Below are 16,178 nucleotides of genomic sequence, written 5' to 3'. Positions count from 1 at the left end.
CTTAAGAAATCACTTTAGGCGGTTGCCATACATTTATATGGACTTCCAGGCATTTTCCGGGAGTATGCCAATTATGAGATTCAAGAACAATAGGATCGGGACTGACAATAATGTAAGCCAATTGCTGTATTGAAGGTGTAGCACAACATGTACATTGACAGAAAGGCGTACAGCTATCTTTGTGATCCTGATTTTTCGATGAGGCAATAGAAAATTCTGTTCGTTTGTGAAGACTGGTAGTCGCAATTTTATCTGTACAGGGCATCATTACCTGAACCAGTACTATTAGTGCACATATATAAGATAACAGCTTCATTATTTGCAAATATATATATATTTTTATATTACGTAACTAACTTTCCAGTTTTTATATGATATTATAATGGCCTGAAAAGTTAGTTATTTTCAAAAAACAAACGACGACGGCAAACTCCGCTTCATTTCTTAATACTTTACTTTGCTAAATTTAATATTCGAAACGCCCCTCTCAATACAATAGCAAAGACGATTGTACCAACGATCAGGTCCGGTAAACGGGACGCAGTAATGAAAACCAATATACCTGCCAGCATAACACCAATATTTATAATTACGTCATTGGAAGTAAATATTTGACTAGCTTTGATGTGTGCCTCGTTACTCTTAGTTCTGCGAAGGATTACAAGGGAAAACGCATTCCCAATCAAGGCCAATAGCGAAATAACTACCATCATTCCAAATTCAGGTGTTTCTCCAAACCCCATGAAACGTCTGACTACCTCCGAAAAACCTAAAACAGCAAGTATTATCTGAAAGTATCCACTGGCTTTTGCAATTTTCTTTTTTCGGAGGATTGTCCCACCAACGGCATATAAGCTGAGTCCATACACGAGTGCATCAGCTAACATATCCAAGCTATCGGCAACAAGCCCCATTGAATGGGAAATAAATCCTGTTATGATTTCGAGTACAAAGAAAAATGCATTGATAATCAGCACATATAAAAGTAGCTTACGTTCTTCGCGCTCAGAACTAGCTACCGAGGTGTTATCTGTTTCTTCAGTCGAAATGAAACGATCCCCTAAGCTCAGCTCTTTAATGGCCATGGCTATGCGATCGATATTTCCGGTATGTGTCACAATCAGTTTTCTCTCCGGAAGATTAAAATCGAGGTGAATAAGCTCTTCAACCCCGTCTAATTTCATGCGGACCATTTGCTCCTCTGCTGCACAGTCCATGTTTTTTATTTCAAAAGTTGATTTTTTCATGGCTATAATTTTATTTTTAAACCACCGTTAACAACGAACCCATCGAGCGGCGCATATATATCACGGAATATTGGCCTTGTAACTGTTCCAGTATAAATACTGTCAAATCTAGTTTGCCGGGTATCTGTAAAGTTCTCAAAATTGACAAAAAGAGAGAAGCGTTCCCATATCTTTTCAGCCATAAAGCCACAGGTCCAATAGGGTTTTCCCGTGGTGCCGTCATTGAGGGCCTGACGGCTATAATAATAGGCTTCCAGTCCAAGCTTCCATTTATCCTCGATCTCATACATGAGGACATTATTCAACCGGTGGCGGGCAGTCAATGGATTCTCTCGCTTTTGTGTTCCTTCACGGAGCCAGGCGTCGGTAAAGGTGTAACCTATGAACAGTTTGAAATCACCGTAGCCCAGCTTTACATTCGTCTCCCAGCCCTTTGTATCCACATAACCGTCTACATTTACCAGTTGCACCGTTCCTGAACCGGTAAATTCTGTAAGTAATGGATCATTGATACGGGTATAAAAAAAGAGCTGGTTTACGCTCAGGCTTATATTCTCGAAAAGTGTAGTCCTATAGTTGATATCATAGCTTACACCATAGGACCGCTCCAGTTTATTCGCCTGCGGACTAATCGGCAATACCGAACGGAACTGGATACGCTCTGTCTCTTCTGTGAATATGGTAGGCGTTTTATAACCCAGCCCTCCACCCAAACGGGAAGTCACCTGGGGAGAGACCGTAAAGAGCGCAGAGATCCGTGGCAAGAACACGAAACCGTAATCGGTCACATAATCCCCGCGGATGCCCGTTTCCAATTGCAACCAATCCGTAGTCTTAAAGGTATTCTGAACAAAACCTCCGAATGTGTTTTGGCCATAGTCTCTTTTCTGAAAGCCATCTTTTGGGTATTCGCTGAAATTGTCCGTGTAGAGATTGATACCTGCTACCCAATCTGCTCTTTTGCCGTTGTTGTTGTAAGCGACCTCCGAATAGGTTGACCATTGTTTTCCGTCAAACACATAATCGGGAATAGTTATGGTCCTGTTGAAGTTGTTGACCGAGTTCTTGATGGTCAGGCCACTGTTTTCTGTGAACCGGTGATCCAGGGAGAATTGAGTTGAGAAACGGCTGCTTTTGTTCTTTTCAAAATAGCTATGGACATTATCCCCTTTCCCTTTTATGTAAAGGATATCCCCGCCTGTGCGGTCTTCGAATATGGTGTTTATCCCGAAGTTCATGGTTGTTTTCGGGTTGAAGTATACGAATAGCTTCGGGTTGAGTACGTACCTTTCCGTTTTGGGAATCGCGGTAAAACCGGTGCTGGAAGGATCGTAGGGCCTGCTGGAATTACGGGACGCAAATACCGTGAGACCTACCTTTTCAAACTTCTGTCCATAAAAACCGTTGATGTCCAGGCCCCCGGCAGAAGTACCGTTCAGCAGGAAGCGGAGTTCCCTTTCCTCCGTAGGTATCTTCGATACCAGGTTGACGAGGCCGGCAATGGCTCCGCCACCGTATAAAGTGGAAGAAGAACCTTTAATGATCTCCACCTGCTTCAGGTCCAACGGCGGCGTCTGCAACAGGCCGAGCCCCCCTGAGAAGCCGGCATATAAAGGGAAGCCGTCTTTGAGTATCTGTGTATAACGCCCATCAAGCCCCTGGATACGGATGCTGGAGTTGGCAGAGGTGGCCGAAACCTGTTGCGTTTGGATACCTGTGCTTTCATTGAGCATCATACGAATATCTCCCGGCTTCATATTGCCCTTCTCTTCCAGCTCTTCCCCTCCGATAAATTCAATACGCGTCGGAATGTTTTCGATGGTACGGGTACTCCTGGTGGAAGAAATAACTACTTCCTCCAGGTCTTCATCCGTTGCCTCAAGATAAACAGTAAGGGTATCCTCAGAGGCGGGAAAATCCAGTGTATCCCGTCGCTCCTCATAACCTAAATTCCTGAACAGGAAAATATGCCTTCCCTCGGATAAACCAGTAAGGGAAACGGTGCCGTTCTCATCGGTCGTTGCACCTTTGGTTGTTCCAATCTGTAACACAGTAGCTCCTGTAAGCGGTTCTTTTGTCTCCGCATCTTTCAGTATAGTTGTTAATGTATGCTGGGCCATGCACAGGTTACCTGTACAAAGCCATAGTATCAAGCCTATAGCTTTATTCATTCTTAAATCTTTGTGTGTAAATATAAAATACGCAGCCTTCAGGGAAGCTACAACTGCAAAACGGCGAAAATATTATGCGGCTTTAGGAGGTTGCCAGATTGTTCGGGGAAGTTCCAGCAAAGGGTATTCCTGATAGGAGAAAGGTTGTTGGAGAATTGGTGACAGTTCTTTGCTGACCGCCATTATGGCATTTGGCAGAACTGCCCCGCTACAGACTCCACATGAGAAAAAAGGTGAACAGGGACAGACCGATCTGTGGTTGCGCTCTTCAGCAGGCTTTTCCCTTTCGGCTAAGCTGTAAGTTTCATCAATGCAGCAATTATCTTCCGCCCCACAGGGTACAGCGGATAAAACAAGTACATAGATGGAAAACAAATAAACCAGCCATTTCATATCCCAAAGATAAGGAAGTAAGTGAAATAATGCATAGTAGCTATTAATATAAAAGCGGGCATAGAAAAAAACAATCTAAAATTCCGCATCTTTTTTTTCCATTCTCCGTCATCCTTCAAAAAATTAATAGTTATGAGTGAGAAAATGAAAATAACCATCTACGAAATGGGTGAATGCTGTTCTACCAGTTTGGTGAATTTGCCGGAATCGGAGTTTTTCTTGCTTTAAAAGTGAATCTCGGAAAAGACGGTTTAATAATTGTGAATTCGTTCGCTCATACAGAAACATAAAAAATTCCATATATAGATAAAATTTGGTATAATAGTGTATTATTAAAGTACGATATAGTGTATTATTAAAGTACGATTGATTTAATACCATTTTTAAACAAAAAAATCGAACTTTAGGATAGGTTGTTTTATTTTGATGTAATTTGAACGTATCTGTTAAACGGCTTAAATACAGGTGTTTGTAGCGAATATTGGTCGTTCTGTCATCTCCCCCTTCAGGGTCACCGGGCAGAGTGAGGTAATCTCAGCGTGATCGAGTTTACTCGAGCTGTCCATACACAATAAAACGCAACGGTGCGAAGTAACCTTGGTATAAAGGAGGATTTGGACACCGAAATTCCACAAAAACTTAACCGGCAATTTTTCTTAAATCGTCCAAAAAACGGTTCGATATCCTTCCCCTACGGGCTACAAGGGAAAGATTCAAAACGAATCTTTCCCTTTTTTGTTGTTTCCCTCTTGTTTATCAAAATAAAATTTAATGCGGATCATACCGAAAGTTTGGGGGGTAATTATTTTTAAGCATACAGTTTCATAACTCTGTACAGGAAGAAGGTTGTGTCCCTTACGCCACGAAAGACGCTCCTGAAAGCTTTGAGCTTTGCATTGAAAGATTCTGCTGAAGCATTGGTGCTTCTGTTGTCAAAGTAATGCAGGATGTATTGGTGATGTGCTGCAATGGATCTTGCGACACTCTCAAATGAAGCAATGCCCGTATTCTCTACCTGATTGTGCCACAGTCCCAACTTAGTAAAAGCAACTTTTTTGTCCTTGCATTTATTGAAGATGTCACCTAAGGCAATACCCAGGTCATAAGCCTGTTTTAGTTTGGGAAAGCGCATGAACAACAGTTCGCCCCGGTGTTTCTGGCTTTCGGACCATCTGCATGGATGCTTGAACAACAGGTGTCTCGACCTGGCCAACAACTGTTTTAGCGTATCTCCATTGGATAGCAACTCCGGTTCATATGGAATTCCCCGCTTTCGCGATTCCATTATCTTCTTGCTTTCTGCATCCAATACTTCCCAACGGTATTTGATGCGGAGTTCCTGCACTGCATCGTATGCTAACTTTTGGACATGGAACCGATCGATCACACGCCTGGCATTCCTGAAACATCTACGGATAGCCTTAGCCATGTTCGGAGCCATATCCATGGTCACCTCCTTTACCTTATTCCTTGAACGCAAGGGGATCCGTTCAAGAACCGCCATGATATCTTCGGCTTTTGTGCCCCTTATGGTGGCCAGAATAGTTCCTTTACGGCATTTCGCTGATTTACTGCTTACGATCGTATATAGTTCCCCGTTGCTAAAGCTGGTCTCGTCGATGCTCAGGTGTTCGGAGATGTTTTCAGGAAACAATGTCCAGCTCTCTGCATGTGACTTTTGGTTCCAATCATGAAAGTCACTGAGATGATTCTTGTACTGATCCTGTAGCTGCTTGCCATCCATTTGAAAGAATAATCCTACCAAATGGGCACTTACAGGGTGGTCATCCAAATATCTTCTTTAAAAAAAGCCCGAATTCCGTAGTCATTCGAGCACCCTCACGCACTAGGTTCCAATCTCTTGTGATGATCTGTCCGGTATCCGGAACCGTCCAGCGACGGCGACGGATATGTAGCGTAACTTTCTGACCTCGAATGGGAAAGTCGGAAATCTCGGTAGAAGGTATAAAGCCTTTTGACTCCAACTTGCTGTTCTCATAGCCGGCGGGAGCAATATTGAGCTCATCTAAATAAATATGGAGTTGATTGTCAACCTGATCGACTTCTAAAATTTGAAAATATTCTAAAAGCCCTTCGGGCATCAATAGGGATAATAATTTACGTTCGGCGTCTTGCAAGGGATATCTAGTTTAAAGATGCTAAACTAAGAAATTTTTAATACTCCCCCCAAGAATTCAGCTTGATCCTTTAATGCTTTATTGAGTTGGGCGGTTCGATATCCCGCTCCATTAAAAGGCACCTTTTCAAGGTACATCAAACCGATGTTTTGGGCCTCTTCTCCATGCGGGGCAACGCCATCCCTGTCGACTATGCCTCGCTATAATCTGCTTTTATACAATGTGCACTTTATTTGGTTAATAAAAAATCATGAAGGTGATGAGTGTAATAGATATGTGTACGAAATATAAAAAAGTTATACAAAGCCATATGGACGAATTATGACAATTCCAGCATAAAATGCTTAAAAACACTATTTATAGGAGTTGATGGAAAGATGCTTGACATCCTTGCATACAGAAGATTATCGCGTATATTTGAGAGTTGTAAGGAATTCGAAAATGAGGACAAAACCATTAATAGACTATTTCGAAAATCTCCTTCCTTTAAATGAAGAAGAGAAGTCTATCGTGGAAGAAGCTTTTAAGGAGCGAAGCGTTAAACGAAGGCATTTTATCCTTCAAAAAGGCGATATATGTAAGCATCATACGTTCGTAGTTGAGGGCTGTTTCAGAATGTACATGGTTGACGAAAAAGGGAAGGAATACAATTTGCAATTTGCTATTGAGAATTGGTGGATTACGGATATTGGCAGCTTCTATTCGGAAGAGCCAAGTAAACTATACATAGAAGCCTTGGAGAATTCGACCGTCCTTCAATTAGGAAAGGAGGACCAGATCAAACTCTTTGATGATAATATAAAATTTAACCGAATTTTCAGAGTCCTGACAGAAAATGCGCTGATAAGTGCTCATCGGAGAATCCTACAAAATATTAGTTCCACCGCGGAGGAGCGTTACCTCGACTTTTTAAAAATGTCTCCCCATTTTTTTAATCGTATCTCTAACGTTCAAATTGCCTCCTATCTAGGTGTAACGCCGGAGTTCCTTAGTACCATCCGAAATAAGATTGTCAAATCTTAATCTACCTTAAGGCTCTTTCTTAAACTACCTTATAGGTGAATGCAGTTCATCTCCCTCATCTTTGTAGCATAGTTAATCTTTAAAAACATTCAAGATGGAAAAGAAAATAATTGCCGTCGTTGGTGCGACTGGTCTACAAGGAAAAGGAGTCGTAAATGCATTAATTAAGGAGGGTTCTTTCAAAGTTAGAGCAATTACCCGAAACCCGGATAAATATCAAGGTAAGGCTGATGACGTGGTACAAGGTGATTTAATGGACCGTGAATCATTAACTCATGCCTTCCAAAATACTCACGGGGTATTTGTGGTTACTAACTTTTGGGAAGGAGCCGATGAATTGGCACAAGGAAACACGGCTATTGAGGCTGCAAAAAATGCTAATGTGAATCACTTCGTTTGGTCAACGTTACCAAACGTTGAAAAAATCAGTAACGGTCAGTTTTATGTTCCTCAATTTACAGGAAAAGCAAAAGTTGATGAATTAGTAAAAAATGCAGGATTTGCAAATTATACATTCGTTCAGCCACCCTTTTACTTTCAAAACTTCAAAGGTCACACAGCACCACAGCGGCAACAAGACGGCTCTATTGGGTGGACCTTACCCATCGACCCAACTAAGAAAGTAATTCACATGGCAGATATTAGCGACTTGGGAAAAGTAGTTGCAGGAGCGTTTTTAAATCCCAAAAAAGTAGGGAATGGCAGTTATTTGCCATTAGCGGCCGAATTAAATAGCTTCAATGATGTTTTGGAAGCTTTTAAAGCTAATGGAAAAGAATACACCTTCAATCAAGTTCCTGCTCAGGTGTTTTCCAGCTTCTTTGAGGGAGCAGAAGGAGTGGCGCAGCTGTTAGCCTATTTTGAGTCTTACACCTATATGGGGCCAGATACGGACGCCTCAATTCAAATGGCTAAAGAAATTTCAACGGAGCCGTTTACGACACTTCATGAATGGATTAAATTAAACGCGTTTTAAAATGAAAAGATTATTTTTCTTTCTACTGCTTGTATATTTGACCGTTAATATTTCATTCTGCGCGGAGTTTGACGTCTTGCCACAATAGCAATTGCAGCTAAAACGTATCTCAAACCAGTGAGTGATTCGGTGAATTAGGAAAAAGGAAGTTTGTAAATTCTGATAAATAGATTAATAGTAAGTAGGTTCGATTCCCCTACGGGCTACCTCAGGGGAAAGATTCAAATTAAACGAATCTTTCCCCTTTTTTATTGCTTCTAATTCACTGTTGATCAGCAAGATAAGCGATAACGCTTCATTAAGTCGAGCGGTTCGATGTCCCTTACCGTCAAAACACAAATTTTCTGGGTACATCGAACCAATGATTCTACGCTTCCCTTCTATATCTGCGTCTTGGTAATGTTTATCTATTCTTGAATACTTTTCTACAACTATATCAAGTAGCGATTCAATTGTCTTTAAACTTTCTGATCTACTTGGAAGGTTCTCCAATTGAGCTTCTAATTTTTTCAATTTCTCATTACATTCAGATTTGATAATTTTAAAGTCATTGCCATCGATTTCATCTATCATCAATTTTTTTCGGGCATTGGCCATTATCAGCTCTTGTTCTTGTATCTGTCTGTAAAGTATCGCCCGCTCATCCAGTTCTTCACGATGAGAGGATTTATATTCATCCATTACAACCATTTTAAGAAGCTCCCCCGTTTCAGGCATGAGTTTAAACTTTAACAGTTCCCTTTCAAAATAACTGTTCACTTCCTCTGCCTTAAACCTGCTGCCGCATACCGAAGAAGAACAGTGATAGTAATAATAATACTGATGACGTCCTTTGGAAGCACTTCCGGTTAACATTCTGTTACAGTTGGGACATTGGAGGAATCCCCTTAACGGTAACATATCTTTGGAAATCACTTTTGTTGCAACTGAACGTTTATTACCATTCAGCACATCCTGGACACGATAGAAAAGTGCTTCCGAAATTATTGGTTGATGCTGCCCCTTTACAAATTCTATCTCATCATTTTTATAAGGAGGAACAACGACGATGCCACAATATATCGGGTTACGTATGAGTTTCCAAAAATTATTACGCTCACATTTCAGTCCCTTTTTATTGGCCATTTTGCGAACCTGCTCAGCAGCATAAACTCCCCTCGCAAGTTCCTCAAACACCCATTTCATAATATCAGATTCCGGTTGTTTGGGCATAATATACTTATTTCCGTCGGGAGTAATTCTGTTGATATAACCCGTAGGAGCTGTTCCCATCCATCTTCCTTCTCTTCTCGCCTTACGCATGCCATAGAACACATTTAAGGCCCGTCTATCATTCTCCACTTCCGGCGCAGCCAGATAAATAGCAAGCATCATTTTATTTTCCGGTATAGAAACATCTATCGGTTGTTCAATGGCATAGATACTCGCATTTAAACTTCTTAAAATGCCAATCATTTCATAAGCTGCTTCAATACTGCGACTAAATCTATCCCATTTGACACAGAGTATCTGTACGGCGGTTTTACGTTTTTTTCGGAGCGTGACCAAAAGTTTTTTCCATTCTGGCCGATTAAAGGTCTTGGCAGAGTAATCTTCCTTTATAATACCCAGTACTTCTATTCGATTCGTTGTACAATAGAGCGAAAGTCTTTCTTCCTGTTCACGTAAAGAATAACCTCTTCTGGCTTGTTCATCGGTACTCACTCGAATATAAAGGTACGCTGGTATCATGGCGAAATGTTTGCAGTAATAAAATATGTTACTTATTCTTAAAGTATTGATTTACTGTCAATTTAGCTAAAATATATAAGAAATCCAAAATTACTTTGGCTTGGCTTTCATTGACTTCAACACCCTTTTTTCTTAAAATTTTTACCGCCTGCTCAGGGGTGACGTTTCTTTTTTCCAACAGTCCTTTAGCCATATCCTCTCTAAATATGTTGAGGACAATAGTGCTAAGAATGTAAATCATCTATTGGCAACCTCTTGGGGAGTAGTCAAAAATAATATTCTGTTTGAAGTATCAAGAAATCAATGACTAAAAAGTAAAAGACCACTGGCCTTCTTTAAATTAATTTGCTGCAAAATCACCTCGCGGATGGAACTGCTCTCTGACAACTGATCTGTCGGGTCTTAACTCGGGAAATATGTTATTGAAAAACTAAGCTTGTTAGTTAGATAAGAAGCTTAGTCGATTTGTTGCAGGCCGTCAGTGGATAGCTCGACTAAAATCAATTATATTCTATTGCAAACGATACTCGTAATGTGAATGATGCGATAAACCACTTAATGTCAACATGAACATGTCGTCTCAATACCATTTTCTTTCGCTTGGTGCTTAAATATCAGTAATAGTGGTAATATAATCCGTAAAATGTATACGAAACCTGCTTTTCAGGCTGCGAAATTTGTGAGTATTGAATTCGATAAGGAAAATCGCATTGAAAATGAAAAAAATCAGGCAGATAGGTCTTTTAGTGATCACCAGTTTGCTCGCTAGTTATCATCCAGAGGCAGTCGGCAGGTGTCAGACAGACCAGGATGTTATAGGTAAAAAGGTGTCGAAGAATGTTATTCGTGTTACTGCTCTGCCAGGCGTTTCGGAACATGCGCTTAAACGCTTAATAAAAGACTTTGGAAAGAGACATCCGGATATCGATATGCCTACTTGGCTCGTTGTAAGCGATGGGATTGTAGTAAAATTTTCGGATAATGAAGTTTCCTATTTGGTCAGTTATACTATCGACGGTAGCTGGAAACATACCATTGAACATTATCAGCCGAATTACATACCTCCAAAAGTTTCTCTTATACTGAATGCCAAGTATGTGGATTACAAAATACTTCGTAGTAAGAAGATTACCTCCTGTGATAAGGCAGGAGAGAGTTATATCGTGCAGTTGCAAAAGGATAAGCGATTCAAGGAAGTCCTGGTAGAAGGCAGGAGCTTTACCGAAATAAGTAATATGGAGGCTTTTTAGTTAGGTATTCTATTCGATAAACATATATTTCTTCATCGATATGTGCTAATTGACTATTTGTATGTCCATAATTTTATGGGACAGTTAAAGTTAAGTACGACGCGTCATCTTTACCCAATTGCTGTGTTAGAACCGTTCGTGCTGTTTATTGTTGTTTTAGTATGGAGCCAATGGCCGTTTTAACACGCGGTCATTGGTTACCATTAACAAAAAGCATTCATACAATCTATTGCGACAGATGAATAGAGGGCATTAGCTATCTTAAACGCAACAGATATTTACAAGAGGCGGTTTTGATTTTGCAAACCGGCGAGTGCTGAGGTTGTCGCTTTCTAGACCTTCAATCTTTATCTCCACTATGATACTCCTCATCAGTAACAGCTTCCAGCCATACCGTAGGTCCCTTTTCTCTTCCCGTGATAGCTATCTGAACGAAAGCGGTGTCTGCACTAGCACCGTGCCAATGGGGAATATTTGGTGGACATTTGATAACATCGCCTTTTCGCAATATCTTTTTTGGCTGTCCTTTTTCCTGATAGTAGCCAACGCCATCTGTTACCAACAATATTTGTCCCGCAGGATGCGTGTGCCATTTACTTCTGGCTCCAGGGTCAAAGGTTACATTTCCGACCGCTGTTTGATTTAAGCTATCTGCTTCTATCAATGGCGCTACCCATACTTCTCCCTTGAAATTATCCGTTGTATTTTTATTACCCTGAGGGAAAATAAGTGTATTTTGTTGTCTTGGAACTTCGTTTTCTTTATTGTTGTTACAAGCCGAAAAAAAGACAATTACAAGCGGCAAAAAGTATTTAAGATTATGCTTCATCTTCCAAGTTTTATAGATTAGTTTTATAAAATTCAAGTAATTTATTTACAGCCTGTGAAACATACTCTGGTTTCCAATAGGTTTGAATGTGCGTAGCACCGTCGATCAGGAATAGCTCCTTGTTTTTTGCATTGGCTGCCTTGGCAAATGCCTCATCTGTCATATATTTCGTATCAGCTTTGCTTCCTACAATCATAAGTAGAGGTTGTGTAATTAATTCGATCTGATCGGTGGCATCCCACGTCATTAGATCCATTAAGCTCGCCGTGGTATATAGGAAAGTTGAATTGGGGTGGGCATGGGTTCTGTAATAGTATTCATATCCCTCGCGGTACAGGTCGGTCGGCGTTTTTGCGATTTCTTCATCTGTGATGCTTGCCACACCTGAATATGCCGGTTTACCACCTACTTCTTCCTGGGCGCGCGCGTCCGATGCTTGTTTTAAGCGTTCCTGAACGGTGTTCAATTGAGAATTCTGAAATCCGTTACGTCTTACCTCCCCCGAATTGAACATGCTCAGGGTTGCAACGGCTTTAAACCGTTTGTCCGATTGGGTTGCTTTTAAAGTATACCCACCGCCTCCGCAAATACCTAGAACACCTAAGCGCTCGACATCAACACCTGGATATCGTGAAATATAGTCAGCCATGCCATGAATATCTTCGGTCCGGTACTGAGGTTTATCTGTATGGCGTGGCTCACCGCCGCTCGCTCCCTGGTACGCTGCATCGGCAGCAATGGTTATATAACCAGCCTCTGCCAGACGCTGTGCGTATAATCCGGCAGTCTGCTCCTTTATCCCCCCGTTAGGATGTGCTACCGCTACCGCGGGGTATTTCTTTGACGGATCGTAATTTGCCGGTGTGTAGACATTGGCGGCGATTTCAATACCGTTCAGTTTATATTTTACCGGATGGATGTTTACTTTTCCTTCTTCATTTTTAGTAATGGCACCGTCATATACCAGCGTAAAAGGATTTGATTCATACCTTTTCTTAGTTGATTGTGCATTTGCCATATCTGTTGTTATTATTGAAGTTGCCAATCCAATTATTAATGATAGTCGTTTCATAAGATTTATTTGCTTTTTAATACTCCATTCAAGACGGACTGTGCTGAGTTCGCCTCTTTTTTACCAATGGATGTTTTGATAATGCCAACGTACTGTTGCAGCTGATCTGCCGTTAAGCCTACGTTCATGCAGATTTTCAGATGTGATTGTAACATAGGCTCCACACCGCCGATAGCAGCGAGCACAGAAACCGTTACCAATTCTCTTTCCTTATATGTTAGCACATCCCGCTCAAAAATATCGGCGAACAGATGTTCTTTCAGAAATATCTCAATTACGGGTGCAAATGCCGAGTAGCCTGTTTGGGGACCACGTTGGGGAGTGTCTAAAAGTGTATCCAGAATAGCTTTGCCCCGATCGTATTTGCTGCAGTCATTTTTTATAGGAGAAGCTTCATTCCCCATCACGTCATTTACACCCCTGGATTTGCGCTCGTCGAGCACGGTCATAAAAGTCTGTAGCCCACGGATACTGCGAGGAAAACCGGCATAAGCGTAGACATGGACAATGACTTCCTTGATCTGATTGACTGTCAATCCTGCTTCAAGGCCTGCCTTCAGCTCTTCTTTTAATTGCTCCAGACTGCCTTTGCCGGTGAGGGCTGCAATGCGGATAATTGCCTGTTGCTTGGGATCTAAATCCTGAGCTGCCTTTGTTTGGGCATTGGCGCTCATTGTAACACTTACTGCTAGGAGAAATAGTATTGATTTAAAAAGTTTGCGTATCATTACTGGTATTCTTTTTTAACTAACTCCGTATATTTTATACTTCGGATTAACAGTACAAAGTTCAGGATTAAATAACGGTAATAGCTATACGGATTACGGTTTCTACTACCAATATTACTTACCTAGTTCTGTTACTTTTAGCCATTCAAACATAAAATCTGTTACCGCTTCATTGTTCAGATTCGAAGATGAAAGGCGCGTTCTGGCTTTCGTAACGCATAAACATGCTTTCCAGCGTGTAGAAAACGATGGCCTTTATTTCTTAATTTCTTCTGATCGGAAATTTAGTTCTCTTTTTCGGCCGCCTTCTCCATAACGTCCAGACGTGCTTTCTTGGGGTCAGGACCACCAACAATGGAACCATCCCCACGAAATTCGATGATCTCACCTTTTTTAGAATCGTAAACAGGCCATTTCGGAAGATCTTTACCATTAGGGTCACCGGTTTTGGCGAAGTTCGTCCAATAGGTGTTCATCTTCCTGGCAATATCATAATCCTTCGGAGCAACAGCGACTCCATTCCGGATGTTAAGGTTATTAAATACATAAGGGATTTCGGATGCGTGGGCTGCACCATAACGCATCCGTCCCTTCATGGCATCGGAAACGTAGGAGAAAAGATAAATATAAGCAGGATTACCGCCCGCAGCAAAGGACCTCGCGGTGAACCTGGCAGGTTCTGCCCATACCTTATCCGTATTGATCATGGTAAGCATTTCAGCGAATTCAATAGTGCCATCCGGATCGTAGGCAGCAGTCACTTCTTCTCTCAGCAGTCCGAACTGAGAGAGTAATTCATCTTTGGAGGTGGCGTTAACAAAACCGGCAGGCACTTCCGCACTGTTCGATCCAATAATAAGTGGAACACGTGTCTGTCTGCCTGCTTTGTAAGCGCTCTCGGCTGTCTCTACAACCAGTTTACCGTCCAGGATCGGCCCTGAATAAATAGGTAAGCCCGCTGGGCCATCACTTTCCTGTCCATTATCTACGATTTCCTCCACACTCAGCGAACGTAACTTGGCCAGTGCGGCGGAATCGACACCCTCAATCCCGTGTTTACGGGCAAAGTTTATTCCAATCGTTTCTGCTGAAACGGAGTAATGGGGATCGGCATCTTCCTTATCTATTGGCCTTCCGGTTAATACACCATCTCTGCCACCACCGGATTCGATGATTGCCTTCTGGAAAAGGCCTTTTGCACAAGGCATGGTCAGTAGCGAATGTACAGAAACACCACCGGCAGACTCACCAAAAATGGTAACATTGTTAGGATTGCCTCCAAATGCTGCGATGTTCTGCTGAACCCATTTGAGTGCAGCAATCTGATCCATGTAAGCGTAGCTGCCTTTTGGTTCTTGGGGATATTCTTTAGACAATGCAGGGAATGCAAAATGACCGAGACGGCCAAGACGATAATTGAACGTTATCAGAATGACACCCTGTTTCGCAAATTGGTTCCCCCACGTTCCGGGCTGGGAACTGCTTCCTCCCACGAAACCACCGCCATAAATCCAGACCATCACAGGTAATTTCGTTTCCGTTTTTGCTCCCGTCGGTCGCCACAAGTTAAGAAACAGGCAATCTTCCGACGTATTTTCCCTGATCGTTCTGGTAGTGCGAGGCCAACCCGCCTGCGCGCAATCAGCACAAAACTTACTGGCATCACGTACCCCTTCCCATGCTGCGACAGGTTGTGGCGGCCGCCAGCGATATTCACCAACCGGAGCTGCCGCATATGGAATCCCCTTGAAGCTTTCAACGCTATCGTCTGTCACGCCGCGGACCATTCCCGACACTGTACGAACTGTCGGTTCTCCAAGCGAACCAATATGGCCAGTTTGCTGTGCATGCAAACTAAAGCAGATCATGATCGCTAGTCCTGTTAATATTTTTTTCATATAGATATGTATAAAGATTAATAAGCAGCATGCCGCTATATACCTATCGTTCCATTTACCTCTGTCAATAAAATGAAGGTTTATCCCATTCGGTATCAGGTTCGCCTACACCTAAACTTTTCCCTATAAATCGCTCGTCCTCAGCCATGATAATATCAATGATCAGTTGGACAACAGCTTCCCTCGTGACCTGTGTACTCCTGAACGGGTCTCCTTTCATGGTAATCACATAATCCTTGTTATCTTTCTGATCATAAAGCCATGTTAACCTAAGTAAGGTATAGTCCAGGCCCGAGTCCTCTATGGCACGCGCCGATTTTATCTGTGCTTGCATTCGGGGAGAACCACCGATCATCATTTTGTTCCACCGGCCAAAGGCTCCAGGCACTTCATCGTATATACCGAGAACAGAAGCACCGATCACCCGTTTCACTCCGACTTTTTTCATGGCCTCTATAATTATATTGGTAGCCTGATCATCCCCCATATCGTTGATATAAACAACATCAATACCTATCATTGCTTCGGTTAATGTACCTATATCCCTGAAATCGCCGTCGAATATCTTTACCTGCGTGGAATCTATTGCATTTAATCGCGAATATGCATTTCTGGCATAAAGTACTAAATCATAGGGAGTCCGGGCAAGAACTTCTGCTGCAAGCAATTTCCCGATTTTACCTGCCGCACCTAATATCAATATGTTCATTTTGCTTAAGTTA

15 protein-coding genes are annotated in these 16,178 nt (G+C 41.9%); 3 read left to right on the top strand and 12 right to left on the bottom strand.

Features of this window, described 5'->3' with window-relative positions:
• Position 1: 1 nt before the first annotated feature.
• The 5 genes from ACH11B_RS01160 to ACH11B_RS01140 form a co-directional block, all read right to left on the bottom strand.
• A complete protein-coding gene (locus tag ACH11B_RS01160) occupies positions 2-316 on the bottom strand; it encodes a DUF6660 family protein (RefSeq protein WP_013663539.1) in 315 nt (104 codons plus the stop codon).
• Positions 317-452: 136 nt separating this feature from the next.
• Entirely contained in the window at positions 453-1,247 is a 795-nt protein-coding gene (locus ACH11B_RS01155; protein ID WP_013663538.1) for a cation transporter, read from the bottom strand.
• A 2-nt stretch (positions 1,248-1,249) separates the two neighbouring features.
• A complete protein-coding gene (locus ACH11B_RS01150; RefSeq protein WP_041387016.1) occupies positions 1,250-3,418 on the bottom strand; it encodes a TonB-dependent receptor domain-containing protein in 2,169 nt (722 codons plus the stop codon).
• Positions 3,419-4,619: 1,201 nt separating this feature from the next.
• Positions 4,620-5,603, bottom strand: a complete 984-nt coding sequence (locus ACH11B_RS01145; protein ID WP_377613094.1) for a transposase — start codon at positions 5,601-5,603, stop codon at positions 4,620-4,622.
• Positions 5,596-5,949: a hypothetical protein gene (locus tag ACH11B_RS01140; RefSeq protein ID WP_013663362.1), complete on the bottom strand. Its 354-nt coding sequence runs from the start codon at positions 5,947-5,949 to the stop codon at positions 5,596-5,598. The genes ACH11B_RS01145 and ACH11B_RS01140 overlap by 8 nt, the downstream gene beginning before the upstream one ends.
• A 441-nt stretch (positions 5,950-6,390) precedes the next feature.
• On the opposite strand from ACH11B_RS01140, the gene ACH11B_RS01135 reads away from it, so the two are divergent.
• Both ACH11B_RS01135 and ACH11B_RS01130 read left to right on the top strand, forming a co-directional pair.
• Positions 6,391-6,972 (top strand): Crp/Fnr family transcriptional regulator, encoded by a 582-nt coding sequence (locus ACH11B_RS01135; RefSeq protein ID WP_130857975.1) that lies wholly within the window; start codon positions 6,391-6,393, stop codon positions 6,970-6,972.
• Positions 6,973-7,066: 94 nt separating this feature from the next.
• Positions 7,067-7,948, top strand: coding sequence for an NmrA/HSCARG family protein (locus ACH11B_RS01130; RefSeq protein WP_130857976.1), 882 nt, complete (start codon positions 7,067-7,069; stop codon positions 7,946-7,948).
• Positions 7,949-8,119: 171 nt separating this feature from the next.
• Here ACH11B_RS01130 and ACH11B_RS01125 read toward each other — a convergent pair whose 3' ends face one another.
• Together ACH11B_RS01125 and ACH11B_RS01120 are read right to left on the bottom strand one after the other, a co-directional pair.
• Positions 8,120-9,679 carry a recombinase family protein gene (locus ACH11B_RS01125; RefSeq protein ID WP_377613454.1) on the bottom strand — a complete coding sequence of 520 codons (1,560 nt, stop codon included), beginning with the start codon at positions 9,677-9,679 and terminating at the stop codon, positions 8,120-8,122.
• 28 nt (positions 9,680-9,707) lie between these two features.
• Positions 9,708-9,872 (bottom strand): hypothetical protein, encoded by a 165-nt coding sequence (locus tag ACH11B_RS01120; protein ID WP_198140301.1) that lies wholly within the window; start codon positions 9,870-9,872, stop codon positions 9,708-9,710.
• A 523-nt stretch (positions 9,873-10,395) separates the two neighbouring features.
• On the opposite strand from ACH11B_RS01120, the gene ACH11B_RS01115 reads away from it, so the two are divergent.
• A complete protein-coding gene (locus ACH11B_RS01115; RefSeq protein ID WP_289552474.1) occupies positions 10,396-10,929 on the top strand; it encodes a hypothetical protein in 534 nt (177 codons plus the stop codon).
• 340 nt (positions 10,930-11,269) lie between these two features.
• Here ACH11B_RS01115 and ACH11B_RS01110 read toward each other — a convergent pair whose 3' ends face one another.
• From ACH11B_RS01110 to ACH11B_RS01090, 5 genes are all read right to left on the bottom strand, one after another.
• A complete protein-coding gene (locus ACH11B_RS01110) occupies positions 11,270-11,758 on the bottom strand; it encodes a cupin domain-containing protein (RefSeq protein ID WP_013663442.1) in 489 nt (162 codons plus the stop codon).
• 10 nt (positions 11,759-11,768) lie between these two features.
• Positions 11,769-12,830: an alpha/beta hydrolase gene (locus tag ACH11B_RS01105; RefSeq protein ID WP_289552473.1), complete on the bottom strand. Its 1,062-nt coding sequence runs from the start codon at positions 12,828-12,830 to the stop codon at positions 11,769-11,771.
• Between the two features lie 5 nt (positions 12,831-12,835).
• Positions 12,836-13,558: a carboxymuconolactone decarboxylase family protein gene (locus ACH11B_RS01100; protein ID WP_289552472.1), complete on the bottom strand. Its 723-nt coding sequence runs from the start codon at positions 13,556-13,558 to the stop codon at positions 12,836-12,838.
• Positions 13,559-13,842: 284 nt separating this feature from the next.
• On the bottom strand, positions 13,843-15,456 hold the full coding sequence (locus tag ACH11B_RS01095; RefSeq protein WP_289552470.1) for a carboxylesterase/lipase family protein: 1,614 nt from the start codon (positions 15,454-15,456) through the stop codon (positions 13,843-13,845).
• A gap of 64 nt (positions 15,457-15,520) precedes the next feature.
• Positions 15,521-16,165 (bottom strand): NAD(P)H-binding protein, encoded by a 645-nt coding sequence (locus tag ACH11B_RS01090; protein ID WP_289552469.1) that lies wholly within the window; start codon positions 16,163-16,165, stop codon positions 15,521-15,523.
• Between the last annotated feature and the right edge of the window lie 13 nt (positions 16,166-16,178).

This window comes from Olivibacter sp. EAT-5 (assembly GCF_044784325.1).
Taxonomy (GTDB): Bacteria; Bacteroidota; Bacteroidia; order Sphingobacteriales; family Sphingobacteriaceae; genus Olivibacter; species Olivibacter oleidegradans.
The sequence above is the reverse complement of the archived record's forward strand: the minus strand, read 5'-3'. Positions and strand labels throughout refer to the sequence as shown.

Excerpts from the sequence above, each read along its gene's own strand:
- ACH11B_RS01090 (WP_289552469.1), bottom strand. The coding sequence starts at position 16,165 with ATGAACATATTGATATTAGGTGCGGCAGGTAAAATCGGGAAATTGCTT.
- ACH11B_RS01100 (WP_289552472.1), bottom strand. The coding sequence starts at position 13,558 with ATGATACGCAAACTTTTTAAATCAATACTATTTCTCCTAGCAGTAAGT.
- ACH11B_RS01095 (WP_289552470.1), bottom strand. The coding sequence starts at position 15,456 with ATGAAAAAAATATTAACAGGACTAGCGATCATGATCTGCTTTAGTTTG.
- ACH11B_RS01150 (WP_041387016.1), bottom strand. The coding sequence starts at position 3,418 with ATGAATAAAGCTATAGGCTTGATACTATGGCTTTGTACAGGTAACCTG.
- ACH11B_RS01115 (WP_289552474.1), top strand. The coding sequence starts at position 10,396 with ATGAAAAAAATCAGGCAGATAGGTCTTTTAGTGATCACCAGTTTGCTC.
- ACH11B_RS01110 (WP_013663442.1), bottom strand. The coding sequence starts at position 11,758 with ATGAAGCATAATCTTAAATACTTTTTGCCGCTTGTAATTGTCTTTTTT.
- ACH11B_RS01120 (WP_198140301.1), bottom strand. The coding sequence starts at position 9,872 with ATGGCTAAAGGACTGTTGGAAAAAAGAAACGTCACCCCTGAGCAGGCG.
- ACH11B_RS01135 (WP_130857975.1), top strand. The coding sequence starts at position 6,391 with ATGAGGACAAAACCATTAATAGACTATTTCGAAAATCTCCTTCCTTTA.
- ACH11B_RS01160 (WP_013663539.1), bottom strand. The coding sequence starts at position 316 with ATGAAGCTGTTATCTTATATATGTGCACTAATAGTACTGGTTCAGGTA.
- ACH11B_RS01125 (WP_377613454.1), bottom strand. The coding sequence starts at position 9,679 with ATGATACCAGCGTACCTTTATATTCGAGTGAGTACCGATGAACAAGCC.
- ACH11B_RS01155 (WP_013663538.1), bottom strand. The coding sequence starts at position 1,247 with ATGAAAAAATCAACTTTTGAAATAAAAAACATGGACTGTGCAGCAGAG.
- ACH11B_RS01130 (WP_130857976.1), top strand. The coding sequence starts at position 7,067 with ATGGAAAAGAAAATAATTGCCGTCGTTGGTGCGACTGGTCTACAAGGA.
- ACH11B_RS01105 (WP_289552473.1), bottom strand. The coding sequence starts at position 12,830 with ATGAAACGACTATCATTAATAATTGGATTGGCAACTTCAATAATAACA.